This window comes from Nocardia sp. NPDC003726, from assembly GCF_053586955.1.
Map to the genome: position 1 here is coordinate 82355 of NZ_JBSFNF010000007.1, position 25474 is coordinate 107828.

22 protein-coding genes are annotated in these 25474 nt (G+C 70.1%); 14 read left to right on the forward strand and 8 right to left on the reverse strand.

The features are described 5' to 3' along the window. Positions 1-6: 6 nt before the first annotated feature. Complete coding sequence (gene nadE, locus ACWDMM_RS11810) at positions 7-834, forward strand: ammonia-dependent NAD(+) synthetase (RefSeq protein WP_357208204.1); 828 nt, start codon at positions 7-9, stop codon at positions 832-834. Positions 835-850: 16 nt separating this feature from the next. On the opposite strand, the gene ACWDMM_RS11815 is transcribed toward nadE, so the two are convergent. Both ACWDMM_RS11815 and moaA read right to left on the reverse strand, forming a co-directional pair. After that, a complete protein-coding gene (locus ACWDMM_RS11815; RefSeq protein WP_195078555.1) occupies positions 851-1093 on the reverse strand; it encodes a MoaD/ThiS family protein in 243 nt (80 codons plus the stop codon). Then, positions 1086-2144: a GTP 3',8-cyclase MoaA gene (gene moaA / locus ACWDMM_RS11820; RefSeq protein ID WP_357208201.1), complete on the reverse strand. Its 1059-nt coding sequence runs from the start codon at positions 2142-2144 to the stop codon at positions 1086-1088. The genes ACWDMM_RS11815 and moaA overlap by 8 nt, the downstream gene beginning before the upstream one ends. Before the next feature lie 162 nt (positions 2145-2306). Between moaA and ACWDMM_RS11825 the strand changes: the two genes are divergently transcribed. The 4 genes from ACWDMM_RS11825 (at position 2307) to ACWDMM_RS11840 (ending at position 6166) form a co-directional block, all read left to right on the forward strand. Beyond that, positions 2307-3551, forward strand: coding sequence for a molybdopterin molybdotransferase MoeA (locus ACWDMM_RS11825; RefSeq protein ID WP_449937234.1), 1245 nt, complete (start codon positions 2307-2309; stop codon positions 3549-3551). Next, positions 3548-4609 (forward strand): bifunctional molybdenum cofactor biosynthesis protein MoaC/MoaB, encoded by a 1062-nt coding sequence (moaCB, locus tag ACWDMM_RS11830; protein ID WP_357208197.1) that lies wholly within the window; start codon positions 3548-3550, stop codon positions 4607-4609. Before ACWDMM_RS11825 ends, moaCB begins: the two co-directional genes overlap by 4 nt. Further along, entirely contained in the window at positions 4596-5030 is a 435-nt protein-coding gene (locus tag ACWDMM_RS11835; RefSeq protein WP_449937236.1) for a molybdenum cofactor biosynthesis protein MoaE, read from the forward strand. The genes moaCB and ACWDMM_RS11835 overlap by 14 nt, the downstream gene beginning before the upstream one ends. A 122-nt stretch (positions 5031-5152) precedes the next feature. Further along, positions 5153-6166 carry an AraC family transcriptional regulator gene (locus tag ACWDMM_RS11840; RefSeq protein ID WP_195078550.1) on the forward strand — a complete coding sequence of 338 codons (1014 nt, stop codon included), beginning with the start codon at positions 5153-5155 and terminating at the stop codon, positions 6164-6166. Here ACWDMM_RS11840 and ACWDMM_RS11845 read toward each other — a convergent pair. The 3 genes from ACWDMM_RS11845 to ACWDMM_RS11855 form a co-directional block, all read right to left on the reverse strand. Further along, positions 6156-6347, reverse strand: coding sequence for a hypothetical protein (locus ACWDMM_RS11845; protein WP_195078549.1), 192 nt, complete (start codon positions 6345-6347; stop codon positions 6156-6158). The two genes, ACWDMM_RS11840 and ACWDMM_RS11845, sit on opposite strands and share 11 nt — an antisense overlap. A 185-nt stretch (positions 6348-6532) precedes the next feature. Beyond that, the gene (locus ACWDMM_RS11850) at positions 6533-7567 is read right to left on the reverse strand and encodes a CobW family GTP-binding protein (protein ID WP_357108429.1); all 1035 of its coding nucleotides are present in this window, start codon (positions 7565-7567) and stop codon (positions 6533-6535) included. Between the two features lie 95 nt (positions 7568-7662). Further along, the gene (locus ACWDMM_RS11855) at positions 7663-9036 is read right to left on the reverse strand and encodes an N-acetylmuramoyl-L-alanine amidase (RefSeq protein WP_449937241.1); all 1374 of its coding nucleotides are present in this window, start codon (positions 9034-9036) and stop codon (positions 7663-7665) included. Positions 9037-9463: 427 nt separating this feature from the next. Here ACWDMM_RS11855 and ACWDMM_RS11860 point away from each other — a divergent pair, with 427 nt between their 5' ends. The 3 genes from ACWDMM_RS11860 to ACWDMM_RS11870 all read left to right on the forward strand — a co-directional run bounded on the left by ACWDMM_RS11860 (position 9464) and on the right by ACWDMM_RS11870 (position 11217). After that, positions 9464-9835, forward strand: a complete 372-nt coding sequence (locus ACWDMM_RS11860) for a hypothetical protein (RefSeq protein WP_357108426.1) — start codon at positions 9464-9466, stop codon at positions 9833-9835. Between the two features lie 80 nt (positions 9836-9915). Next, the gene (locus ACWDMM_RS11865) at positions 9916-10665 is read left to right on the forward strand and encodes an SDR family oxidoreductase (RefSeq protein ID WP_195078545.1); all 750 of its coding nucleotides are present in this window, start codon (positions 9916-9918) and stop codon (positions 10663-10665) included. 150 nt (positions 10666-10815) lie between these two features. After that, positions 10816-11217, forward strand: a complete 402-nt coding sequence (locus ACWDMM_RS11870; protein ID WP_195078906.1) for a PaaI family thioesterase — start codon at positions 10816-10818, stop codon at positions 11215-11217. Here the strand turns inward: ACWDMM_RS11870 and ACWDMM_RS11875 are convergent. Further along, positions 11214-11573 carry a hypothetical protein gene (locus ACWDMM_RS11875; RefSeq protein WP_195078544.1) on the reverse strand — a complete coding sequence of 120 codons (360 nt, stop codon included), beginning with the start codon at positions 11571-11573 and terminating at the stop codon, positions 11214-11216. The two genes, ACWDMM_RS11870 and ACWDMM_RS11875, sit on opposite strands and share 4 nt — an antisense overlap. Positions 11574-12289: 716 nt before the next feature. On the opposite strand from ACWDMM_RS11875, the gene ACWDMM_RS11880 reads away from it, so the two are divergent. Further along, complete coding sequence (locus ACWDMM_RS11880; protein WP_195078543.1) at positions 12290-13018, forward strand: TetR/AcrR family transcriptional regulator; 729 nt, start codon at positions 12290-12292, stop codon at positions 13016-13018. A gap of 15 nt (positions 13019-13033) precedes the next feature. On the opposite strand, the gene ACWDMM_RS11885 is transcribed toward ACWDMM_RS11880, so the two are convergent. After that, positions 13034-13582, reverse strand: coding sequence for an ester cyclase (locus ACWDMM_RS11885; protein ID WP_195078542.1), 549 nt, complete (start codon positions 13580-13582; stop codon positions 13034-13036). 124 nt (positions 13583-13706) lie between these two features. Further along, a complete protein-coding gene (locus tag ACWDMM_RS11890; protein WP_357108421.1) occupies positions 13707-13874 on the reverse strand; it encodes a hypothetical protein in 168 nt (55 codons plus the stop codon). Between the two features lie 162 nt (positions 13875-14036). Between ACWDMM_RS11890 and ACWDMM_RS11895 the strand changes: the two genes are divergently transcribed. Genes ACWDMM_RS11895 through ACWDMM_RS11915 form a run of 5 tightly spaced genes read left to right on the forward strand, consistent with a single transcriptional unit; the run spans position 14037 to position 25465 of the window. After that, entirely contained in the window at positions 14037-20360 is a 6324-nt protein-coding gene (locus ACWDMM_RS11895; RefSeq protein WP_449937249.1) for a type I polyketide synthase, read from the forward strand. Beyond that, the gene (locus ACWDMM_RS11900) at positions 20357-21781 is read left to right on the forward strand and encodes an aminotransferase class I/II-fold pyridoxal phosphate-dependent enzyme (protein WP_195078540.1); all 1425 of its coding nucleotides are present in this window, start codon (positions 20357-20359) and stop codon (positions 21779-21781) included. The genes ACWDMM_RS11895 and ACWDMM_RS11900 overlap by 4 nt, the downstream gene beginning before the upstream one ends. Next, on the forward strand, positions 21778-23790 hold the full coding sequence (locus tag ACWDMM_RS11905; protein ID WP_323124185.1) for a CRTAC1 family protein: 2013 nt from the start codon (positions 21778-21780) through the stop codon (positions 23788-23790). The genes ACWDMM_RS11900 and ACWDMM_RS11905 overlap by 4 nt, the downstream gene beginning before the upstream one ends. Continuing rightward, positions 23787-24974: an enediyne biosynthesis protein gene (locus ACWDMM_RS11910; RefSeq protein WP_195078539.1), complete on the forward strand. Its 1188-nt coding sequence runs from the start codon at positions 23787-23789 to the stop codon at positions 24972-24974. Before ACWDMM_RS11905 ends, ACWDMM_RS11910 begins: the two co-directional genes overlap by 4 nt. After that, positions 24971-25465, forward strand: coding sequence for a flavin reductase family protein (locus tag ACWDMM_RS11915; protein WP_449937253.1), 495 nt, complete (start codon positions 24971-24973; stop codon positions 25463-25465). Before ACWDMM_RS11910 ends, ACWDMM_RS11915 begins: the two co-directional genes overlap by 4 nt. Positions 25466-25474 lie beyond the last annotated feature (9 nt).

A 25474-nucleotide genomic window follows, 5' to 3' on the forward strand; every position in this document is an offset into this window, starting at 1 on the left:
GGCGCCATGGGGAACCTGCGCGAACAGATCATCAGCGAATTGGGTGTCCGGCCCACGATCGAACCGAAGGACGAGATCCGCCGCCGGGTCGATTTCCTCAAGGACTATCTGAACGCCACGCCCGCACGAGGTTTCGTGCTCGGGATCAGCGGCGGGCAGGACAGCGCGCTCGCAGGCCGGTTGTGCCAGCTCGCGGCCGAGGAACTGCGCGCGGACGGCGGGGACGCGACCTTCCTCGCCGTCCGGCTGCCCTACGGCGTGCAGGCCGACGAGGCCGACGCGCTGACCGCGCTGACCTTCATCCGGCCCGACCGGCAGGTCGTGGTGAACGTCCGGCCCAGCGTGAACGCCGCGGCCGCGGAGACGGCGGCGGCATTGGGCACCGACTACCAGCTGCGTGACTTCGTGCGCGGCAACATCAAAGCGCGCGAACGCATGGTGATCCAGTACGCGCTGGCCGGGCAGGAGAACCTGCTCGTGGTCGGCACCGACCACGCGGCCGAGGCGGTCACCGGATTCTTCACCAAGTACGGCGACGGCGGCGTCGATCTGACTCCGCTCACCGGCCTGACCAAGCGCCAGGGCGCCGCCCTGCTCCAGGAACTCGGCGCGCCCCCCAGCATCTGGTCCAAGGTGCCCACCGCCGATCTGGAGGACGACCGGCCCGCGCTGCCCGACGAGGAAGCGCTCGGTCTTCGCTACAGCGAGATCGACGACTACCTGGAGGGCAAGGAGGTGACCCCCGAGGTCGCCGAACGGCTGGAGAGCATCTTCCGCAACACCCGGCACAAGCGCACCGTCCCGGTGTCGCCGCTGGACACCTGGTGGCGCTAGCGCCTCGGCGCGCGGCCTATCCGCCCGCGAAGGGTGGCAGGACGTCGACGCGCGGGCTCAGCGCGACCGCGGGGTCGCGGGTGAGCTCGTCGCCGACCAGGTAGGCGCACACCGACAACATCTTGTCCAGGTCGGGGCCGTAGGTCGCCGCGAGGGCGGCGCGCAGGTCGGCGACCGTCGCTCCGGCCGGGAGATCGAGAGTCTCGCCGTCCTTGCCGACGGCGTCGGCGATCGCGGCGAAATAGCGGATCTCAACCACCGATGGCTCCCATCGTCCGCTCCGGGGGGACGAAGCCCTCGGCGTCGATGCCGTGACCTGCCCACTTGTTCCACATCGCACCGCGCCACAGGGCCGCGACCTCGTCGTCGCCCGCGCCGGAGCGCAGCGCCTGGCGCAGGTCGAATTCCTGGTCGCTGAACAGGCAGGAGCGCAGCATGCCGTCCGCGGTGAGCCGGGTGCGATCGCAGGTGTCGCAGAACTTCCTGGTCACCGTGGCGATGATGCCGACGGTGCCGGGGCCGCCGTCGACCAGCCACTTCTCCGCGGGGGCCGACGGGTCGGGGCGGCCGACCTCGGCGAGGGAGAACCGCGTGCCGAGCACGCCGAGCAGTTCCGCGGCGGTGACCATGTTGGCGCGGGCCCACTCGTGGTCGGCGTCCAACGGCATCTCCTCGATGAAGCGCAGCTCACAGCTCTCGTCCAGACACCAGCGCAGCAGATCGGGCGCTCCGGAGAGAGTTTCGCGCATCAAGACGGCATTGACCTTGATCGGGGCCAGTCCGGCAGCACGAGCGGCGCGGATGCCCGCGAACACCGACTCCAGGCGGTCACGACGGGTCAGCCGGGCGAAACCGGCCCGGTCGACGGTGTCCAGCGAGACGTTCACCCGGTGCAGGCCGGCGGCGGCGAGCCCGAGGGCGCGGTGCTCGAGCCCGATGCCATTGGTCGTCATGGCCAGCGGGATGTCCGGCACCTCGGCGTGACAGCCCGCGATGATCTGTTCCAGGTCGCGGCGCATCAGCGGCTCACCGCCGGTGAAACGGACCTCGCGCACCCCCAGCTCGCGCACCGCGAGGCGCACCAACCGGACGATCTCGTCCACCGTGAGCAGCTCGTGCCGGGGAATCTCCGGCAGCCCCTCCTCCGGCATGCAATAGGTGCAGCGCAGCGAACACTTCTCGGTGATGGACACCCGGAGGTCGCGGGCGACGCGTCCGAAACGATCCAGCAAGTAGGGGGTGTCGGGACGGCCGGCGAGCGAGGGACGCCCGGAACGCACCGTGGGAATCCCGATCTCGACCAGAGTCACACGTCCATTATGACCGCCTGTCCCGATTCGTCTGTGGGCGGAATGCTCGACTCCGGCTCACCGCGGCCGCGAATCGGCGGTGAGGGCTCGCCCGGCGCCGGATGACCGCGGCGTGGCGGCGGAGGCGGAAACCCGCCCGGATCGGGCGTTAGGCTGACTCCCATGAACCCTCGGCCCGCCGGCGTCTCGGCCAGGCCCGTCGACGACTACCGCGACAGCATCGAACAGCTGCTGCGGCCGCTGGCCGCGCGCGCGGTCGAGTCCGTCGAGGTCGCGCGGGCGCTGGGCAGGCAGCTGGCCGAAGACGTGCGCTCGCCGATCGAGCTGCCGGTGTTCCGCAACTCCGCGATGGACGGGTACGCGGTGCGCGCCGAATCGGTGCTCGTCGCTCCGGTCACCCTGCCGTTGGCCGGCGTCGTCGCCGCGGGCGCCGCCGACCGGGCGCCGCTGCCGCAGGGCGCGGCGATGAAGGTGATGACCGGCGCGCCGATCCCGCCCGGCGCGGACTGCGTGGTGCCGGTGGAGGACACCAGCGCGGGCGACGGCATGGTGACCATCGAACGCGGCCGCGGCGCGGGGGAATTCGTGCGGGAACCGGGCACCGACGTCCGCACCGGCGACCTGCTGGCACGGGCGGGCACCACGCTCGCTCCCCGCCATGTCGCCGCCCTGGCCGCGGTGGGACTGTCGCAGGTGGCGGTCTTCCGTCCGGTGCGCGGCGCGGTGATCACCACCGGCGACGAACTGGTTGCGGCCGGAAAGCCGCTGCGTCCCGGCCAGATCTACAACTCCAACGGCGTCGCGCTCGCCGCGGCGCTCGCGGCGAACGGCGTCGAGGTCGTCTCCGTCGCGCACAGCAGCGACGATCCGGCGCGTTTCCGCGCGTTGCTGTCGGCCGCGCTGGAGCGTGCCGATGTGGTGTTCACCTCCGGTGGTGTGTCGAAGGGCGACTTCGAGGTGGTCAAGGACGTGCTCGAGCCGTTGGGCGGGCGGTTCGGCTCGGTCGCGATGCAACCGGGCGGCCCGCAGGGGCTGACCGTCGTCGACGGGGTGCCGGTGCTCAGTTTCCCCGGCAACCCGGTCAGCACGATGGTGTCGTTCGAGGTGTTCGCCCGCCCGATCCTGCGGCGTCTGGCCGGTCTTCCCGAGGTGGACGCCTACGAACTTCCCTTGGTCGACGCCGTGGCGCGCTCGCCGGAGGGCAAGCGTCAGTTCCTCCGGGGCAAGCTGATCCGCGAGCATCCGGACGGGTTGTCCGCGCACGGACGCCCGCGGGCGGTCGAGGTGGTGTCGGGTCCCGGCTCGCATCTCGTGGCGGCCATGGCGAACGCCGACGTGCTGATCGACGTGCCCGCCGAGGTCACCGCGCTGCCCGCGGGGGCGCTTGTGCGAGTGTGGTCCTTATGAGCGAGCTGTCCCATGTCGACCACGAAGGCCGCGCCCGCATGGTGGACGTGAGCGAGAAGAGCGAGACCACCCGGATCGCCGTCGCGGCAGGCGAGTTGCGCACCACGGCCGAGGTGGTCGCGCTGGTGCGGGCCGACGACATGCCGAAGGCCGACGTGCTGTCCACCGCCCGCATCGCGGGCATCGCGGGGGCGAAGAAGACCTCCGAACTGATCCCGCTGTGCCATCAGCTGGCGCTGTCGTCGGTGCGGGTGGAGTTCGGTTTCACCGAAACCGCCATCACCATCGAGGCCACCGCGAAGACCAAGGGCCCCACCGGCGTCGAGATGGAGGCGCTGACCGCGGTCGCGGTGGCGGGGCTCACCCTGCACGACATGGTGAAGGCGGTGGATCCCGCCGCGGTGCTCACCGGCGTGCGCCTGCTCGCCAAAGAAGGCGGCAAGCGCGGACATTGGGAGCGCCCGGACGACACGATCTCCGACGAGGGGGAGATCGAGCCGGTCATCGATGAGGACTTCGCTGCCGATGGGGACGAACAGGACACCTCCGGCTACGCCGAGCCCGAATTCGGCGCGGAGGAACGCTCGGCCGTGGTGCTGGTCGCCTCGACCGGGGTCGCGGCGGGCACGCGCGAGGACACCACCGGTCCGGTGCTCGTGGACTGGCTGTCCGGCCTCGGCTTCTCGGTGCGGGGCCCGCTGGTCTACGCCGACGCCGAGATCGAATTCGGCCTGGCCGACGCGCTGCGCTTCGAACCCGCCCTCGTCATCAGCACCGGCGGAACCGGCGCCTCCCCCACCGACGCGACCCCCGAAGCCACCCTCGCCCTGCTCGATCGCGAACTACCCGGTGTGGCGGAGGCGATCCGGCAGCGCGGCACCGCGAAGTTCCCGCTCGCGGCGCTGAGCCGCGGCGTGGCCGGCCTGGCGGGGCGCTCGGTGATCGTGAACCTGCCCGGCTCGCCGGGTGGCGTGAAGGACGGCATCGCGGTGCTGGAGCCGCTGCTGGATCATCTGCTCGCACAAGTCGCCGGAGGTGGAAGTCATGACAACGGCTGAGGCCACGGTCCGGCTCGCCCGGATCAGCGACCAGCCGCTGGACCCAGCGGAGGTCGAGGAAGCGGTCTCGGGACCACATTACGGCGGGGTCGTGGTGTTCACCGGGAAAGTCCGCGATCACGATGGCGGGCAGGCGGTCTCGGCCCTGGAATACTCCGCGCACCCGCAGGCGGAGCGTTTCCTGCGCGAGGTCTGCGCGGAACTCGCCGCCGCACACGGTGTGCCGGTCGCGGCCGTGCACCGCGTCGGCTCGCTCCGCATCGGTGACCGCGCGATCGTCGTCGCGGTGGCGGCGGCGCATCGCGGCGCGGCGTTCGCGGCGTGCGCGGAACTGGTGGACCGGATCAAACACGAAGTCCCGATCTGGAAGCGCCAGCTGTTCGCCGACGGACTGTCCGAATGGGTGAACGCCTGCGGGTGATCCGACCGTGACATGAATCTCATGACGAATCAACACAGCCGGTATAGCGTGTGCGCGCGGTATCGCTTCACTCGGAGACCGACGGCGCGCCGATCGGTCGCGGTGGCAGAAGGGAGCACGCGATGGGAACCGACCAGGTTCTGCTGCACCGGTTCGTCATCTCGCAACTCACCGCGGCCGGCGTCGACCGAGACCGGCTGCTGCGGGAAGCGGGATTGCCGGAGTGGACCATGGCGGGCGAGGACCTGCACCTGCCCAGCCAGACGTTCTCCCGGTTGTGGGAGATCGGGGAACTCGAACTCGGGGACCCGGACGTCGCGCTGAACGTGGCGAGCCGCTACCAGCTGACCTGCCTGGGCCTCTACGACTATCTGTTCTCCTCGGCGCCGACGCTGGGGGCCGGACTGGCGACTTGCGGGCCGTACGTCACCGCGGTGACCACCAACCACCGCTTCGACTTGGTCGCGGAGAACGACGACGAAGTCACCTTGTATCTCGACATCATCGACGGGGAAGGCCGCGGCCGCGATCTCACCCAGCTCTGGGGGCTGAGCGCGGTGCTCAGCCGCGCCCGGCGCGTGGTGCGTGAACCGCTCGCTCCGCTGCGGGTGGCGTTGCGCCAGCAGGCGCCCGCCAAGATCGGCGCCTTCATCGAGGTTTTCGGCACCACCGAGATCGAGTTCGACGCGCCGGTGGACGCCATGACTTTTCGCGCCTCGGACATGGATCTGCCGCTGACCACGAGCGATCCGGTCCTGGCCGGCATCCTGCAGCCCTTGGCCGCCGCGCTTCCGCCTCCGCCCCCGCTGGCCACCGCATGGCCCGAACGCGTCGCGACCGCCTTGGCGGAATGCCTGGACGACGGCGACGCGTCGTTGGAACGGGTGGCGCGCAGGCTGGCCACCAGCCCGCGCACGCTCCAGCGGCGGTTACGCGAGGCGGGCACCACCTGGCGCGCCGAGTTGGACCGGGCTCGCGGTGCGCGGCTGGTCGCCGCGACCGCCGCGGGGCCGCTGAGCCCATCGCGCCAGGCCGAGATCCTCGGCTACTCCGACCCGGGGTCGATGCGGCGCGCGGCGCGGCGCTGGTCGCTGGCCGGCCACGCCCCGCGCACGGAGCCGACCGTCACGGCCTGATGAAACGCGCGGCGATCGACCAGAACGTAGCGTCCTCGATCGCACGGAAATCCCAGCTGTTGGTGATGGCGTGGGTCTCGGCGACGATCGCGGGAACGTCGAAGTCGTCGCGGGTGGCGGTGCCCTTGGCCTCCAGCACCTCGATGACGTACGCGGTGGCGCTCTCCATGGAATCTGACACGGAAACTCCCATCGGTCGCGGAACGATTCGGTCGGTCACGGATCGGCTGCCGGGCGGCGCCGAACGCGGCAGTAAGCTCCCCGGTGCCCGCCCACCGGCGGCCACGCATTCAGTCTCATGAAAAGACCGTTCTGGCACCAGCACCGAACGCGACACGTCGCGACCAAACGCGCCAATCTGCGCGCTCAGCGCGGCGTATAGCGCCACACCCCGAGCATGCTCTGCGCGTCCAGCGGTTCGGCGGCGTCGTGCACGGTATCGCGAAGCCGGGCCAAGGCCGCGTCCGAGTGCAGGCCCGCGCCGATGAGCACCACTCGCGCTCCCCGCGACTCACCGCGTGACCAGCCCCCCGGCTCGAAGACGATGTGGCGGCCGACCATGTGCAGGACGAATTTCCTGCCTTCGCCCGCCACTCCGAACGCGGCGAAGCCCTTGGCCCGGAACAACCCCGCGGGCGGGTCCTCCAGGAAGCCGATCAATTTGCGCGGGTCCAGCTCCCGGTCGCTGGCGAAGGAGACGCTGGTGTAGTCGTCGTGCAGATGACGGTGGTCGTCGTGGTCTTCGTGATCGTGCTCGAGAAGCAGTTCGTCGAAGCTCAGTTGCTCGGCCACCAGCGGGCGCTCGCGCCGGGGACGGTCGAACAGCAGCCCCGGATCGATCCGGCCGTGCGCGGTCGCGTACACCGGGACCGAACCGGCCAGCGACGCGATATCCGCACGCAGGTGGTCGAGTTGCCCGGGCGTCACCCGATCGGCCTTGTTCAGCACCACCAGGTCGGCCAACCGCACATGCGTGCGCAGCTCCGGATGACGGGCACTGCTGGCCGGGAACTGTTCGGCGTCCACCACCTCGACCAGGCCGCCGTAGCGCAGGCGCGGATTGTCGCTGCCGAGCACCATCCGGATGAGGTTGCGCGGCTCGGCCAAGCCGCTGGCCTCCACCACGATGACATCGATCCCGGCGCGCGGCTGGGTGAGCCGGGTGAACAGCTCGTCCAGTTCGGTGACGTCCACCGCGCAGCACACGCAACCGTTGCCGAGCGAGACCATGGCATCGACCTGCCCCGCGACCAGCATCGAATCGATGTTGATCGCCCCGAAGTCGTTGACGACCACGCCGATCCGGGTGCCCCGGTTGTGCCGCAGCAAGTGATTGAGCAGCGTGGTCTTCCCGGAACCGAGAAACCCCGCGACGAGCACAACAGGAATCCGGTCAGCCATTCCGCTCACCCTAGTGCGCCGTGTGACCCGCGGGAAAAGCCGGACGCCACCCTCGGTGGTGCCGAGGATGGCGTCCGGCGGGTTCGGTGTGCGGACTATTTCGCTGGGCCCAGCAGCATGCCCGCCAGGCTGTAGCCGAGATTGATCAGTTCCGTGGTGATGGCGTTGTCGTCCAGGCCGAGCATCTTCGCCAGCGGCATCAGCAACTCCATGATCGAAGCGTTGCCCCCGGAGGCGCCGGGTGACTGCTGTGCGTTGGGCGTGCCCGGCGACTGCGTTGCGGAAGTGCCCGGCGACTTCGGCGCCGCGGACGTGCCAGGCGACTGCGGTGTCGCCGTGCCCGGCGCCGGCTTCGGTGTCGTGGTGCTCGGCGCCGACTGCGCCTGCGGCACCGCCGGAGCGGCGGGGCTCTGCGGCGCACCCGGAGTCGTGGAACTCTGCGGCACCGCGGGAATCGGCTGGGCCTGCGGCACCGCCGGATTCGTCTGCGCCTGGGGAGCGAACGGGTTCGTCTGCGCCTGGGGAGCGAACGGGTTCGTCTGCGCCTGCGGTGCGAACGGGTTCGTCTGCGCCTGCGGTGTTCCTGTCGTCTGAGCCTGCGGCGTTTCCTGCGCGGCCGCGGGATGGTCGAACGACGAGCCCTGGGCGCCCTGCTGATCCGGCGCCGCGCCGGGCTGCGGTGCGCCGAGCAGGTATCCGACCACGCCGGTGGTCAGCGCGATCGCGTGCTTGAGCTGCCCGTCCGGCGTCTCCAGCAACGCCGCGTCCTCGGGATTGGCGCCGTTGCCCATCTCGAGGAAGACCAGCGGAACGGTGGTGAGCGCGGGCCCGGCGATGTCCTTGCGGGTCTGCAGACCGTCCACCACGCCGCCGTAGTTGGCGGGCGGGAATCCCGCCTCGCGATACGCGTCGCGCACCGCCTTGGACGCGGCGAGTCCCGCGCCCGCCTGGACCTGATCGACGATCAGATCCGGGATGGGCAGCTCGGGGACGATCAGGTGGAACCCGCGATCTTGCGCGGGCGCGCTGTCGGCATGGATGCTCACGGCGACGTCGGCGCCGGACTGGCTCGCCGCGCGGGCGCGGTCGTCGACGCAGCCGCCCCAGTTCATGTCGTCCTGGCGGCTGAGCACGACACGCGCGCCGAGCGTCTCCAGCGACGTCTTGACGACCTGTGCGACGTTCCAGGTGATGGTGTGCTCGGGAACGCCGTTCATGGTGGTCATGCCGGTGGTCTGGCAGTCCTTGGTGCCGCCGCGACCGTCGCTGACCTGTCTGGCCAAGTCCTGGGAGTGGTTCGACCCCTGGTGGCCTGGGTCGAGGAACACGGTCTTGCCCGCGAGTTTCTTCGACATGTCCAGCGGCGACGGCGCCGCCTGCGCGCTGACCGGAAGCAATCCGGACAACGTCACCGTTACCGCGGCCGTCACCGCGGTGCAGATACCGGCTTTGACGATGCTTGGCTTCATAGTGCGGTCGGCGCCCCGGAACGGAGCACCCCTCCCTTCCCACTTGTAACACCAAACCCAATGGTCACTTTGGCAACGCATGTATCAGCAAAGCAAGAGGTGTAATCGAAGCGTTACAGCATGCGCGACGTCCGGCGGCCGGATCGACCTCGGAGATTTGCGCAGAGATAGCAGAGCGTAATACAGGCGGCTCGAAGCTGTCTCGCCCGGCACGCCGAAATCCGCGACTACCTCCCGATTGGTCGGGATCGCCGGAATTTCCCCGATGATTGCGCGGCCCGTGCGGGCCGAGCCGGAATCGCGGATTCGGGCACACCACCCGGTCGGTTCTGGTATTGGTTGCCGCGGAGATGCGGGGATCTCCCGAGTCGGCCGCGACGGCGGGCGTACGACGACGCGGCGGGAGTACAAGTCAAGGAGAACCGGTATGCGTGCTAGCGCGCTCCTACTCGCGGGAGCCATGGGCTGCGCCGTCACCCTGCTCGCCACGGCGACGGCGGCGGCCGAACCCGCGAACACCATCTCGCACGACGGCGTCTACTTGGTCGGCGTCGACATCGCGCCAGGACTCTGGGAAGCGCCCGGCACGTCCGACCCCGCCTACGCCTGCGATTGGCGCAGGCTGTGGAAGGCCGAGGGGGACAACACGAACATGCAGTACATCATCGCGAACAACTACACCCGGCTCGGTCCGGTCCGGGTGCAGATCAAGCCGACCGACGTGGGGTTCAAGACCGAGAACTGCGGGCCGTGGCGGTTGCTGGCCACCCCACCACCGACCGGCTCGTCCGGCGGCTGAGACGCGACCGCGTACCTCCGCTCCGGCCATGCGCAGGCTGCCGACGGACGAAGTCCGGCCGCGCCGTTAAGGTCGGCCGCATGACGCGGAAGAGAATCCTGATCACCGGGGCGAGCGCGGGCCTCGGGGCCGCCATGGCGCGCGATTTCGCCGCCAAGGGCCGCGATCTCGCACTGTGCGCCCGCAGACTGGACGCGCTCACGGCACTGCGCGACGAACTCGTGGCGACTCGTCCCGGGATCACCGTCGCGGTGCGCGCGCTCGACGTGGACGACCACGCGGCGGTGCCGGTCGTCTTCGGCGAACTGCGCGACGAGCTCGGTGGCCTGGACCGGGTGATCGTCAACGCCGGGATCGGCAAGGGAGCGCTGATCGGCAGCGGACGGGCCGACGCGAATCTCGCGACGGCCACCACGAATTTCGTCAGCGCGCTCGCGCAGACGGAAGCGGCGCTCGAGATCTTCCGCGCGCAGCGGGCGGGACACCTGGTCCTCGTCGCATCGATGAGCGCGGTGCGCGGACTGCCCGGCAAGAAGGCCGCCTATTCGGCGAGCAAGGCGGGACTCGCCGCGCTCGGCGCGGCACTGGCCACCGAATTGGCGCGCTCCCCGATCACGGTGACCACCCTGCTGCCGGGTTTCATCGCCACCGACATGGCGGCCAAGGCGGGCGACGCGCGCATGGTCGCGCCCCTGGACAAGGGCGTCGCGGCGATGGTGGCCGCCATCGAGCAGGAGCGGCGCCGGGCCTGCGTCCCGGGGTGGCCGTGGCGGCTGATCGACCTGGCACTCCCCCATCTGCCCGACGCTCTTGTCGCGCGGATGAGCTGAACCGCAGGAAGCGACGTCACCGGCACGGAATCGCGCAGACCAGTGACGCTTTCCGTGACGGAAGTCGTGCCGATCTCCACCGAGCGGCGCAGAGCGGCGATTACCCGCGAGGTAATCGACTCCGCGACCGGCGGCGGGCAGGATCGCGGCATGATCGATGAGATGGGCACCAAGCTGTTCCACCAGACCATGCCGTTCACCGAACGTCTCGGCGTCGAGGTGCTCGCGCACGGGCCCGATCTGGTGCGCAGCCGCTTGGCCTGGGACGAATCGCTGTGCACACTCGGCGGCGCGCTGCACGGCGGGGTGCTGATGTCGCTGGCCGACGCCACCGGCGCGGTCTGCGCGTTCCTCAACCTGCCGGAAGGCAAGCAGGGCACCACCACGGTGGAGTCGAAGACGAACTTCCTGCGCGCCGTCCGGTCCGGGCACGCGGTCGCGTCGTCGACGCCGTTGCACGCCGGACGCTCGTTCATCGTGGTGGAGACGGTGATCCGGGACGACGCGGACAAGCTCGTCGCGAAGGTCACCCAGACCCAAGCGGTGCTCTAACCGACGCCGCCCGCCAAGGGGACGCGCTCGCCCGCCGCCGCGCGGGCCGAGGGCCACACCGGGCGAGTTCGAGCAGTCCGCCTTGCCTGCGCGCCCGCGAGCAGGATCGCGGCGGTGGACCCGGCCGCAAGCACGCGGCAGGCGCGGTGCCCGCGCCGGGCCGCGGCCGGGTCCGCGTCGAACGCCCGGACCCGGACGATGCCTTGACACATCGATGCCATCACCGTGCAGCCGAGCGAGAGCTGGCGGGCCAGGCTCGCGATGCCGGGCGTCATGTCGCAGCGATACAGCAGCAGACTCAGCGCTCCCCAGCCGAACAGCGTATTCAGTAGCCGGTCGACGGTCGTGTCGCGCACAGCAACCACCGGCCCGCCGGCACGGCCGCGACGAACCCGATGACCGGCCAGGCGATGATTCCCGGAATCGATGTCGCCATCCGGCCGACCTCCCACCCACGAAACTGTCCCTTGCGAACGATAACGTTGCCCCGTGTTCGTGACCGCGCAGATCGAGAATCGGCAGCCGCCGATTACCGGGGTGTCCACCGGGCCGATGTCTTATTTGTCCAATTCGCGACATCACGGGCCCGGCTCCGAGCCGACGGTGATTGTCATCGGCTCCAGAACTCCGGCCGGAATGTCCTCCGATGTCACAACTGCGTGGCGCGCGACGAATTCGGATAGCGCGCAGAACATTTGGCGGAATGGCTGTGGATGTTACGCTGTATCACATAGAGTTTCAGTGACGACACTCACCTCCGACACGCACCTCCCGGCGGGTGCGCCTGCTCTTCGTAGCCCGCGAACGCGGCTCCACCTCATGCTCTGCCCGCCCGTTCGTGCGGCAAGAACGGAGATATCTGTGCGCGATGAACCACGATCAGCTTTCCGGACCGGGCGAATCGATGGTGCATCGGTCGAAGTCGACGTCGTTCCCCCCGCCCCGCGATCGGTGGTCCGCGCGGTGAGCAGGACCGGTGCGCCCGAGGTGAAGCGGCGATACCGCCTTCCCGAAGACAGCGCGTCAGTGCATCTATGCGCCACGGCGTGACCGCGCGGGGGAAGCGGAAGCGATGACCAAGCAGACTGCCGGAACAACCGAACTAGCCGTGCGCCCGGCCGCCGGGACGGACACGATGAACACCGCGCTGCGCGATCGCCTGATCGAGGCGACCGTCGAGGTGGTCTCGACCGAGGGGTTGCACGCGCTGACCGTCCGCCGCGTATCCCGCATGTGCGGGGTCTCCACGATGGCGGTGTACTCCAACTTCGGTGGGATGCCCGGCCTGATCCGGGCGGCGGGCTCCGCCGGCTTCGCCCAGCTGGCCGAGCGCATGACCGCGGCCGGAGTGACCGACGAGCCGATCACCGATCTGCTCGTGCTCGGCCTGGTGTTCCGCGACGAGGCCCAGCGCAGGCCGGAACTGTTCCAGCTGATGTTCGGCACCGGGACGCGCATCGACCTGAAGATCAACCGCGGCAACGTGCTCGTGGCCGGGCACGATTCGGAGTTCGAGCACTACGCGGAGACCTTCGACCACGTGGTGGGCGCGGTGCAGCGCGCACAGGACGCCGGACTGATCAACACCCCCGATGTCCGTTCCGCCGCGGCGCAGCTATGGATGGGACTGTTCGGCTTCATCCAATTGGAGATGGCCGGTCACCTGGGCGACGACGGTTTGCTCGAGGTGCTGGTGCCCGCGATCGTGAATCTGCTCGTGGGCATGGGCGCCGAGCTGGAATCCGTCGGCGCCTCGGTCCTACTCGCGGTGGAACGGTTCGCCACACTGTTCGGCGAGTGATTCCCCCGGGCCGGGTCAGAACGGCAGCTTGGACCTGAACCGCTGGGCGCGCGCCATCGCGCGCTCGGCGGCGCTGCCGCGCGGCGGCATGAGGCCCAGTTGCAGCAGCATCTCCGTCAGATCCCAGGTGGCCTGGCTGCGCCAGATCAACCCGGAGCGGAACTGCCACGCGTCGATGACCAGCAGATCGATCGTCTTGCCGGTCGGACCGAAACCGGGCGGGTCGATGGGGCCGAGATGGGTCCCGGTCATCCGCCACGGCACCAAGGCCAGCCGGTTGTCCGCGGCGAGCACCGGCGGGAACGGGTTGGTGTAGGCGACATCCGGGAACGAACGCACCGTGTCCGCGACGAACTTCTCCACACCCGCCGGGCCGTGCGCGGGCGCGTCCAGCGAAGGGTCGTGCCAGATCGTGTCCTGCGTGACGCATTTCGCGACCGCAGCGCCGTCGCCGCTGTTCCAGCCCGCGATGTATTGCTCGGTGAACGCCAGCAGCCAGTCCAGGCTTTCGATGGGTTCGGCCTCCGCCTCGATGCGGAACTGCCCGGTGTTGTACGAATCCACGCCATCGCCTTTCGCGCCACTGCGTTACGACGAGCCATCGTAGCCACGAATCGACGGCCTCCTCAACACCTTCCGGCGACCGGCGGAGGAACGACGCGGAATAACACCGGAATAACGATGTAATTCACACCGGTTCCACCCCGCGATAACTCTGTAATAACGCCAGAATAATCTCGTCATAAGCACTCTGAACTGCGTCGATGCCGAAGTTGTCATTACCTGCCCGGCAACGCTTTCCGGTTGCGGCGAGAACAATTCCGTATTGACCTTCGCGAATCGCCGCTCCTACCATGGGTGGACACTGACCTCCTACCGCGGAACCACTTCACCGCCGGACGACGCCAAGGCCGAACAGGTTTACCGGCGCCGCGATTCCGGCTGTCTCCACGCTGATTCGATGATGCGGACGTTCACCCGTCCGCGTTTTCGAATGCCCGAGCATCAGGGGATTTGCATGCCCAATGTAGCAATTGTCGGTATCGGCTGCCGTTTTCCGGGCGGCATCGACGGGCCGGACTCGTTCTGGGATCTCGTCGTGCGCAAGGGCGACGGAATCGTGGAGATACCGGCGGACCGCTGGAATATCGCCAAGTTCTACGATCCGGACCCGGACGCGCCGGGCCGGATGTACACCAGGCACGGCGGATTCCTCACCCAGTCGCTGTGGGAGTTCGACGCCGAGTTCTTCGGCATCTCCCAGCGCGAGGCGTCGATCATGGATCCGCAGCAGCGACTGCTGCTCGAGGTCGCCTGGGAGGCGCTCGACGACGCGGGGATGGCGGGCCGGGTCGGCGGACGCGAGGTCGGCGTGTTCGTCGGCGGCTTCATGAACGACAACGCGCTGGTGCGCAGCGGCTCGGTGGCGCGGGCCTCGATCAACAGCCACAGTCCGACCAGTTCGTCGCACACGCTGCTGTCGGCGCGCATCGCGTTCCTGCTGGATCTGCTCGGGCCGACCATGACCATCGATACCGCCTGCTCGTCCTCCCTGGTCGCGCTGCACCAAGCGGTGCTCGCGCTGGAGTCGGGCGAGTGCGAGACGGCGATCGTCGGCGGCGCCAACGCGATGCTGCGCCCCGAGGCGTTCATCTCCATGTGCAAGGGCCGCTTCCTCGCGGTCGACGGCCGGTGCAAGTCTTTCGACGCGGCGGCCGACGGCTACGGCCGTGGCGAGGGCGCGGGCGCCGTGGTGCTGAAGACGCTGGACGCGGCGGTGCGCGACCGCGACCGGATCTACGCGGTGGTGCGCGGCAGCGGCGTCAACCAGGACGGCCGCACACTGGCCATCCCGGTGCCGAACCCGGCCGCGCAGGAGGCGCTGGCCCGGCGGGTGCACCGGCTGGCGGGCATCGACGCCAGCGACATCCGCTATGTCGAGGCGCACGGCACCGGCACGCCGGTCGGCGACCCGCTCGAATTGGCCGCCCTCGGCGCGGTGTACGGCGCGGTCGACGGCCGCGACGAGCCGCTGCCGGTCGGCTCGGTGAAGAACAACATCGGCCACACCGAGGCCGCCGCTGGCGTCGCCGGTCTCATCAAGGCCGCGCTGACCCTGCGACACGGTGTCATCGCGCCGCAAATGCGGCTGGACAACCCGAATCCCGAGATCCGGTTCGACGAGCTGCGAGTTCGCATTCCGCTGGAGACCGAGCCGCTGCCCAACGACGACGGGCGAGCCGCGGTGGCGGTCAACAGCTTCGGATACGGCGGCACCAACGCCCACGCGATCCTCACCCGTGCGCCGGAAGCGCCCGCGCAGGCGCGGACGCGCGGGCCGATCACGGTGCTGCCGCTGTCGGCCCGCAACGAGACCGCGCTGCGCACGATGGCCACCCAGGTGCACGACCTGACCGAGACCACCCCGGTGGACGCGGTGACCGAGGCGGCATGGACGCAGCGCGCGCATCATCCGATCCGCGCGGCGTTCGCCTACCGCGACACCGACGACTTGCGTTCGCAGCTGGCCGATTTCGCCGCGGGCGCGGGCAAGTCCCCCGCCCGCGCGCTCACCGACGGCTCCACCCAGCCGGTGTTCGTGTTCAGCGGCATGGGCCCGCAGTGGTGGGGCATGGCCCGTGGCCTGCTCGAGGCCGACGGGCACTTCGCCGCCGCCGCGCGGTCGATCGACGAGGTCTTCCAGGAGATCGCGGGCTGGTCGATCGTCGAGGAACTGCTTCGGCCCGAGGCGGAGTCGCGGATCACCAGGACCGCGTACGCGCAGCCGGCCAACTTCCTGGTCCAGGCCGCGCTCGTGGCCGAGCTCGCCGAACTCGGCATCCGCCCCGCCGCGGTGGTCGGCCACAGCGTCGGCGAAGTGGCCTCGGCCTACGCCTCCGGCTCGCTGTCGCTGCGCGACGCGCTGCTGGTGAGCTATCACCGCGCACGGTTGCAGGCCACCACCGCTGGCACCGGCGGCATGCTCGCCGTCGGCCTGTCCGAAGAGCAACTGCGCGAGCGCCTCGCGGGCGTGCCGGGCGTCTGCGTCGCGGCGATCAACAGCCACTCCGCCGCGACGCTGTCCGGCGACCTGGCCGATTTGGACCGCATCCGCGAGGAGCTCACCGCCGAAGGCGTCTTCGCCAAGGCGCTGCGTGTGGAGGTGCCCTACCACAGCCATCTGATGGACCCCATCCTCGGCGAACTCACCACCGTGCTGGCCGGACTGGCGCCGCGGGCCGCGCGGGTGCCGATCTGGTCCACCGTCACCGGCGGCGAGCTGTCCGGTCCCGACTGGGATGCCGAGTACTGGTGCCGCAACGTGCGCGAGCCGGTGCGGTTCGGCGCGGCCGTGGACAGCCTGCTCGATGCCGGGCACCGGGTCTTCCTCGAGGTGGGGCCGCATCCGGTGCTCAGCGGCAACGTCAAGGAGGCGTTCGTGCGCCGCGGCCTGGAGGGCGCGGCGATCAGCACCCTGTCGCGCACCGCCGACGACCGCGACAACCTGCTGCGCGCGGTGGGCGAGCTGTACCAGGCGGGCGGGTTGGACACCGCGCACGCGCCGGGCGCACCGGACGCCCCGGTGGCGCACCTGGACCTGCCCCGCTACCCGTGGCAGCGCCGCACGCTGTGGACCGAGGACCCCGCGATCGAGGCCGACCGCGTCGGCGCCGTCGACGGCTACGTCATGCTCGGCCAGCGCACCGCGGCGTCCGCGCCGGAATGGGAAGTGGAACTGTCGGTGGCCGCGCTGCCGTGGCTGCCCGATCACGTGGTCGACGGCTCCGTCGTGCTGCCGGGCGCGGCCTATCTGGACGCCGCGCTCAGCGCCGTCGCGGTGCGGACCGGTCGCGCCACCTTCGGGCTGGAGTCGGTCCAGTTCGTCGCGCCGCTGGTGATCGGCCAGCACGACGTGCCGGTGCTGCGTCTCACCGTCGAGGAGACCACCCGCCGGTTCACCCTGCGTTCGCGCGCGGCCACCGCGACAACGTGGACGATCAACGCGCACGGCAGGCTGATCGAGGCGGACGTCGACCCGCACACCGTCGACCTCACCCCGGCGGCGGACGCGGTGGAGGTGTCCGCGGCGACGCTCTACGACGGCCTGGCCGCGCACGGCCTGGCCTATGGGCCCAGCTTCCGGCTGATCACCGCCGCCAGTGTCGGCGCCGACTCGGTGCTGGCCCGGCTCGATCTCACGCCGCTGGCCGGGAGCGCGCCGAGCCTGCCGCATCTGGCCCACCCCGCGGCGGTCGACGCCGCGTTGCAGTGCTTCGCCGCCTTGTACGCGCAGACCGCGCACGGCGCGAGCGTCGTGGTGCCGTCCTCGGTCGACGGGGTCCGCTGGACCGGGCCGCTGCCCGAGCAGGCGGTCGTGCTCGTCCGCCGCGTCGACGGCGACCCGCTGTGCGCCGACATCACTGTCGCTTCCCCCGAAGGTGCTGTGGCACTGACTCTTTCGAGGGTTCGGTTCGCCAGCCTTGCGGCCGAGCCCGATCTGCACGACCAGCTCGACGAGCTGTTCTACGAGCCGGTGTGGGCGATCGTCGACGACACCGCGCCCGCCGACGAACCCGTGGGCGGCGAGGAGTTCCTGCTCGTGGTCAGCCTGGGCAGCACCGTCTCCCAGCGCGCCAAGGAGATCGCCAGCGCGCGGGCGTCGGCGGAGATCCTCACCCTGGAACCGGAAGCGGCCGACGCCTCCGACCGTGTCCTAGCCGCATTGCGGGCCGCGCAGGCGCGGCCCGGCGTCACGCGCGGCCGCCTCGTCGTGGTCTCCGGCGCCGAACTGGACGCGGTGCCCAACGCCTACGGGCTGGCGCAGGTCGCCAAAGCGGTCGGCGAGCTGGTGGTCGGCGAGGAGGACGGCGAGGCCCCTGCCATCAAGGTGCGCGCGGTGGTGGTCACCGAGCAGGCGTTCTGCCTGCCGGTCGACGCCTTCGCCCATCCCGCGCAGGCCGCGCTCACCGGCGCCAGGCGCACGCTGCGCAACGAGCAACCCGCGGTGCACTGGCGACTGGTCGACACCGAGCCCGCCACGCGCGCCGCCGACGTCGTCGAGCAGGTGTTCGGCGACGGGCGAGCCGACGAGGTCGCGTTGCGTGCGGGCGCGTGCTGGGCGCTGCACCTGCGCAAGTCCCTGCGCGACCATCTGGCGGTCTGGGACGAGGCCGCGCCGCTGACCGACCCGGACAGCTCCTTCCGCCTGGAGATTCCGCGCTCGCGGCTGCTGTCGGACCTGACCTGGCGCGCGGTCGATCGCGTGCCGCCGGGGCCGGGCGAGGTCGAGATCCGGATGGACGCGGTGGGCCTCAACTACAAGGACGCGCTCAAGGTGCTCGGCGTGCTCACCGAAAAGGAGCTGGCGGGTACGTATTTCGGCACCGAACTGGGCATGGACGGTTTCGGCGTGGTCGAGCGGGTCGGTCCGGGAGTCACCGAGGTCGCCGTCGGGGACGAGATGTCGGTGTGCGCCAGGGATCTGCTTCGCAGACACGTCACCCTCCGGCCGGACGAGGGCGCCACGATGCCACTCGACTACCCGGACACCGTGCTCGACCCGTGCCACTCCAGCTCGGTCCTGCCCTTCCTCACCGCCGAATTCGCCTTCGGCGACCTCGCGCACCTGCGACCGGGTGAGACGGTGCTGGTGCACGGCGCCGCGGGCGGCATGGGCATGGCCGCGGTCCAGGTCGCGGTGCGTCTCGGCGCGCGGGTGATCGCGACGGCGGGCTCGGACGAGCGGCGCGCGGTGGCCGCGGCGGCGGGGGCGCACGAGGTGGTCAACTCGCGCTCGATCAGCTTCGTCGACGACGTGCTCGACCTGACCGAAGGGCGCGGCGTCGACGTGGTCTACAACTCGTCTCCCGGCGAGATCCTCCAGCAGAACCTGCGGGTGGCCGCCGAATTCGGGCGGATCATCGAGATCGGCAAGGCCGACATCTACGGCGGCGGCGCGATCGACCTGCGTCCGTTCGACCGGAACCTGTCGTTCTTCGCCGTGGACATGGACCGCGCGCTGGCCGTGCGGCCCGAGCTGGTCCGCCGCGCCGCACGCCGGGCGATGGACGCGCTGAACGACGGCACCTACGACTACCTGCCCTACACCGCGTTCCCGCTCACCGCGACGACCGAGGCGTTCGAAACCGTGGTGCGGTCCAAGCAGATCGGCCGGGTGGTGCTCGACCTGCGTGAACCGGAACCGTCCGTGCTGGTCAAGCGGCCGAGTCTGCCGATCGACCCCGCCGCGAGCTACCTGGTGACCGGCGGCTTCGGCGCGTTCGGTCTGGCGACCGCGCGCTGGCTGGTGCGGGTCGGCGCGCGGCGGCTGGTGCTGGCCGGACGCAGCGGCGCCACCGGCGACGCGGCCCGCGCCGCGGTCGCCGAGCTCACCGCCGCGGGTGCGGAGGTCGTCGAGGAGCGTCTCGACATGGCCGACTACGACGCCGTCGCCGCGCTGGTCGATCGCATCCAGGCCAGCGGACATCCGCTGCGTGGTGTGTTCCACGCGGCCGGCGTGGTGAACAACCTCGAGGTCCCGCAGATCACCGCCGAATCGCTGGCGGAGATCTTCGGGCCCAAGGTCGCGGGCGCGGTCAACCTGGACACCGCCGTCACCGCGGCCGGCATCGATCTGGACATGTTCGTGCTGTTCTCCTCTGCGAGCAGCATCGTCGGCATATCGCCCCAATTCGGGTATGCCGCAGCCAATTCCGTACTCGACATGATCGCGGCCGCCCGCCGGGCCCGCGGCGCCGCCGCACTCGCGGTGAACTGGGGCTTCATGAGCGGCGGCGGTGGCATGGCCGACTACGAGGCGGTCAGCCGATACGCGGAGATGACCGGGTACCGCTCGGTGGACATGGACGTGGCCACCGATCTGCTCGGCGAGTGCCTGCGGCTGAACCTGCCGCAGATCGTGCTGTTCGACGTCGACTGGAGCCAGTGGGCGCTGGCGCATCGCCCGTCCACCCGCACGCCGCGTTTCGCCGACCAGGTGGCGGCCGCGGGCGGCGGCGCGGCGGGCGCGGGCGCGCTGCGGGCGGAGATCCTCCAGCTGGGGCCCGAACAGCGCGGCGAGGTGGTGGCCTACCTGCTCGCCGAGCAGCTGGCGGCGGTGCTCGGGGTCGACGCCGAGACGATCGACCTGAACACCCCGCTGCCCGAACTCGGCATGGATTCGCTGATGGGCATGGAGTTCGGCGCGCGCGTGGTGCAGGTGCTCGGCACCCAGCTGTCGGTGCTGGCCGTGATCGGACTGACGTTGCGCGGGCTCGGCGCGCGGATTGCCGAGCAGATTGCCCAGGAAGAAGAGCGCGCGGCGAGGAGCGAGGACGAATGAGCGGCAACAACAGGGAACTGGCCCGCGCACTGCTGGCCAGGCACGCAGGCGGCGAGCACACCGCCACGGCGAACGGGAACGGCGCGCGAGCCGCCAACGGCGCCGCCGCCCCGGCCGCGGCCACCGGCAACGGCGGCGGCGCGGCGCGCGGGGCCGCGCACACGTCGTTCCGTGACCATCCCGGCGTGCTCGAGGCCGCGCAGCGGTTCGGGCGGTTCGACGCCTGGGTCAACGAGGTCGGTCTGGTCAACCCGTACTACCTGCCGCACGAGGGCATCAGCGGCGCGGTGACCAGGATGGCCGACCGGGACGTGGTGAACTTCAGCAGCTTCGGCTACCTGGACCTGGCCGCCGACCCGCGGGTGCGGCAGGCCGCCAAGGACGCGATCGATCGGTACGGCACCTCCGCCGCCGCGGTCCGGATCGTGGCGGGCGAGCTGCCGATCTATCGCGAACTGGAAGCCGAGATCGCGGGCATCTACGACACCGAGGCCGCGCTGGTGACCGCGAGCGGCTACCTCACCAACGCCGCCGCGGTCGGATTCCTGCTCGGCAAGCGCGATCTCGCGGTCTGCGACGCGCTCATCCACCACAGCGTGGTGTCCGGCACGGAGTGGTCGCGCTGCAAGCGAGTCTCCTTCCGGCACAACGATCCCGAGTCGCTCGAGACGATCCTCAAGATGTCGCGGCGCAGTTTCGACCGGGCCATGGTGATCATCGAGGGCCTCTACAGCATGGACGGCGATGTGGTCCGTCTGCCGGAGATCATCGAGGTGGCCCGGCGCTACGACTGCTCGATCATGATCGACGAGGCGCATTCGTTCGGCACCCTCGGCGCCACCGGGCACGGCGTGCGTGAGCTGTTCGACCTGCCCGGCGACGCCGTCGACGTCTGGATGGGCACCCTGTCCAAGGCGCTGGGCAGCGTCGGCGGCTATCTCGCGGGCAACCGGGAACTGGTCGACGGGTTCAAATACGTCGCAGGCGGTCTGAGCATGTACACCGCCGCGCCCGCTCCTTCGGCCATCGGCGCCGCGCTGGCCGGGCTCGAAGTGCTCCGCGACGAGCCGGAACGCGTGACGCGGCTGCGGCACAACAGCGAGTACTTCCACCGCCGCGCCAAGGAGTACGGCTTCGACATCGGCACGTCGGAGGACTCACCGATCATCCCGGTCATGACCGGCGCCGACGAACCGGCCGTGCTGGCGGCGCTGGCCATGCTGCAACGCGACTTCAGCGTCAACGCCATCACCCACCCGGTCGTCCCGGCCGGGGAGGCCAGGCTGCGGTTCTTCATCAACTGCAGGCACACCGAGCAGCAAATGGACCAGGCGCTGGCCACGCTGCGCGAGGTGCTCGACGGACTCGCGGACACCGCGGGACAGCAATTCACACTCGCCCATGAGGAGCAGCACTCGTGAAAATTCCCATCAACCGATCCCTCCTGCGAAAAGCGGTGGTGCCAGGGGTGGCGCTGCTGCTGATGGGCTCGCTGTTCATTCCCGCGCGGTCGGCGCTGCTGCCAACCTACGACGAGGCGGGCGGCCCCATCGCGAGCAAATTCGATTTCACCGCGATGCCGATCGCGCTGCCCAAGGGCCTGCCGACCGACCGCAAGATCCGCGAACTGCGCGAGCCGTACAAGCACCTGTCGGCCTGGATCTCCTCGGTCGGCGCGGCCATCGCGATGAACGACTTCGACGGCAACCGGCTGGCCGACGACCTGTGCGTGGTCGACCCGCGCTCCGACACCGCCTTCATCACCCCGACGCCGGACAGCAACACCGCCCGGTACGAGCCGTTCGTGCTCGATCCCAAGCCGCTGCCTGCCGACACCTCCACGGTGCCGTCGGGCTGCATCCCCGGCGACTTCAACGGTGACGGCCGCATGGACGCGCTGGTGTCGTACTACGGCCGCACCCCGATCCTGTACCTGCAGCGCGCCAACGCGACCCGCCTGGACGCCAAGGCGTTCCGCCCGATCGACCTGGTGCCGTCCCCGAACACCGCGGACGGGCACTACGAGGGTCAGCGCTGGATCACCGCCGCGGTCTCGGTCTCGGACTTCGACGGCGACGGCAAGCCCGACATCTACCTGGGCCAGTACTTCAACGACATGGACGTGCTGTCCAAGGACGGCCAGCTCGCGCTGTGGATGACCGACTCGCTGTCCAACGCGCGCAACGGCGGCAAGGACCGCATCTTCACCCTGGCCTCCGCCAAGTCGGGCGACGAGCCGACCGCCGAGTACCGCGAGGTGGCCAACCCGTTCCCGATCGGCATGGACACCGGATGGGCGCTTGCCGCCGCCGCGGCCGACCTGAACGGCGACCAGCTCCCGGAGTTGTACGTGGCCAACGACTTCGGACGCGACCGCCTGTTCGTCAACAAGTCGACGCCGGGCCAGATCCGCTTCGGCTTCGCCGAGGGCGAGCGCGGGATCACCGAGCCGAAGTCGTATGTGCTGGGCCATGATTCGGACAAGGGCATGGCCGCCGACTTCGGCGATCTGAACGGCGACGGCATGCCGGACCTGTTCGTCAGCAATATCGCCGTGCGCTTCGCGCTGATGGAAGGCCACTTCGCGTTCTACAACACGGCCGAGGACACCGCCGACGCGGCACGTCAGCTGGCCGAGGGCGTGGCTCCGTTCGAGAACCGCGCGACCGACGTCGGCCTGGCCTGGGAGACCTGGGGCTGGGACGCCAAGATCGACGACTTCGACAACGACGGCCGCAACGAGCTGATCCAGGCCACTGGCATGATCAAGGGCGAGACCAACCGGTGGCCGCAGATCCAGGAACTCGGCACCATGAACGACGATCTGACCAAGTACCCGTGGTCCTGGCCGATCATCGGCTCCGACGCCGATATCGCCGGCAGCGACCCGGTCGGATTCTTCAGCCGCGGTGACGACGGCAAGTTCGCCAACCTCACCCACGCGCTCGGCATGGACACCCCGGTGCCCTCGCGCGGCATCGCGGTCGGCGACACCTCCGGCAACGGCGCGCTCAGCTTCGCCGTCGCCCGGCAGTGGGGTGATCCGACCTTCTACCACAACAACAAGGCCAAGGGTGGCCAGTTCCTCGGCCTGAAGCTGTTCAAGCCGGCCTGGGAGGGCAACGCGGCCACGACCACCGTCGCCGGTCTTCCCCCGCAGGGCGTTCCCGCGGTGGACGCCCAGGTCGAGGTCCGCACGGCGGACGGCCGGTTGCTCAGCAGCCACCTCGACGGCGGCAGCGGGCACACCGGCAAGCGGGCCACCGAGGTGCACATCGGGCTCGGCGAGGTCGATCCGGCCGCCCCGGTGAACGTCACGCTCCGCTGGCGGGAGACCAACGGCACCCCGCACGAACAGTCCCTCCAGCTCGCGCCGGGCTGGCACACCGTGAACCTCGCCTCGGACGCGCAGGAGGTCAAGCAGCGATGAGCGACAACGACAACAAGGATCCGGGCGAGGCGAAAGCCGCCTCCAACGGCCATCACGAAACGCAGGCGGCCGAGGGCAACGGCAGCGCACCTGCCAACGGCAACGGCGCCGCTCACCAGGGCAATGGCGCCACGACCACCGCCGAACGCATCTCCTCCATGCAACGCTCGGGCACCGAGTTCGCCAAGGAATGGATGGAAAAGCCCGCGCCGACGAAGGATCCGCGCTACCTGGCGCTGCGCAACTTCGCCATCTCGATCACGATCTTCAACCTGATCGGGTTCCCGCTGCTCGGCTTCGAGCAGCCGTTCCTGTGGCCGTTCATCGCACTGGCCACGGCCTACACCACCGAGATCGGGCTGGAGGTCCTGGCGGCCTGGGCGTACAAGCGCCCGCCCGCCTTCCGTGGCCGCGGGCCGCGTGGGCTGTTCGAGTTCCTGCTGCCCGCGCACATCACCGGTCTGGCGTTCAACTTCCTGACCTTCGCGCACGACAAGCTGTGGCCGGTGATCTTCGGCATCGTGGTCGCGGTCGGCACGAAGTGGGTGCTGCGCGCGAAGATCAACGGCAAGATGCGCCACTTCATGAATCCGTCGAATTTCGGTGTGGTGGTGTGCTTCCTGGTGTTCCCGATGATCGCGGTGGCGCCGCCGTACCACTTCACCGAATACATCACCGGACCGGCGGACGCGCTCATCGTGCTCGGCCTGCTGACGACCGGCACCATGCTCAACGCCAAGCTGACGCTGAAGATGCCGCTGATCATGGCGTGGGTCGGCTCGTTCGCGCTGCAGGCCATCGTGCGCGGGCTCATCGAACCGAACATCTCGATCCTGGCCGGACTGAGCATGATGACCGGCCTTGCGTTCGTCCTGTTCACCAATTACATGGTCACCGACCCCGGCACCACCCCGTCGGGCAAGAAGCAGCAGATCATGTTCGGCGCCTCGGTCGGCATCATGTACGGCGTGGTCACGGCGCTGCACATCTCCTACGGGTTGTTCATCGCGCTGGTGATCGTCTGCGGCGCCCGCGGCGTCTACTGGTGGGCGCGCGGCATCGCCGAATGGTGGGGGCAGCGGGGCGCGGCGCCGGAGGCGGCGCAGCAGCCCGTGGTGGCCGACGACTTGGAGGCCGACATCACGGGCGAACCGGAACCGGAGAAGGAGGCTGCCCGCTCATGAGCGACCGCGCCGAGCTGCGCCGCGTGCTCGGCGCGTTCACCACCGGTGTCACCGTGGTCACCACCGGGTGGCCACGGCCGCACGGCATGACCGCCAACGCGTTCACGTCCGTCTCGCTGGATCCCCCGCTGATCCTGGTGTGCGTCGCCCACACGGCGCGCCTGCACCGGGCGATCCACGAGGCGGGCGCGTTCGCCGTTTCGGTGCTGTCGGCCGAGCAGGAGCCGGTGGCCCGGTATTTCGCCGACTCCGCGCGGCCCGACGGCAGCGCCCAATTCGACCAGGTCGAGTGGTTTCCCGGACCGCACACCGCGGCGCCGCTGCTGGCGAACGCGGCCGCGGGTCTGGAGTGCAAGCTCGACGCGGTATTCGACAGCGGCGACCACAGCATCGTGGTCGGCGAGGTCGTGCACGCCGAACGCGACGCCCGACTGGCCGCCACGGGAGCGCTGACTTTCTTCGACGGCGGCTTCCGTCGCTTGATCCTGTGACGATCCCCC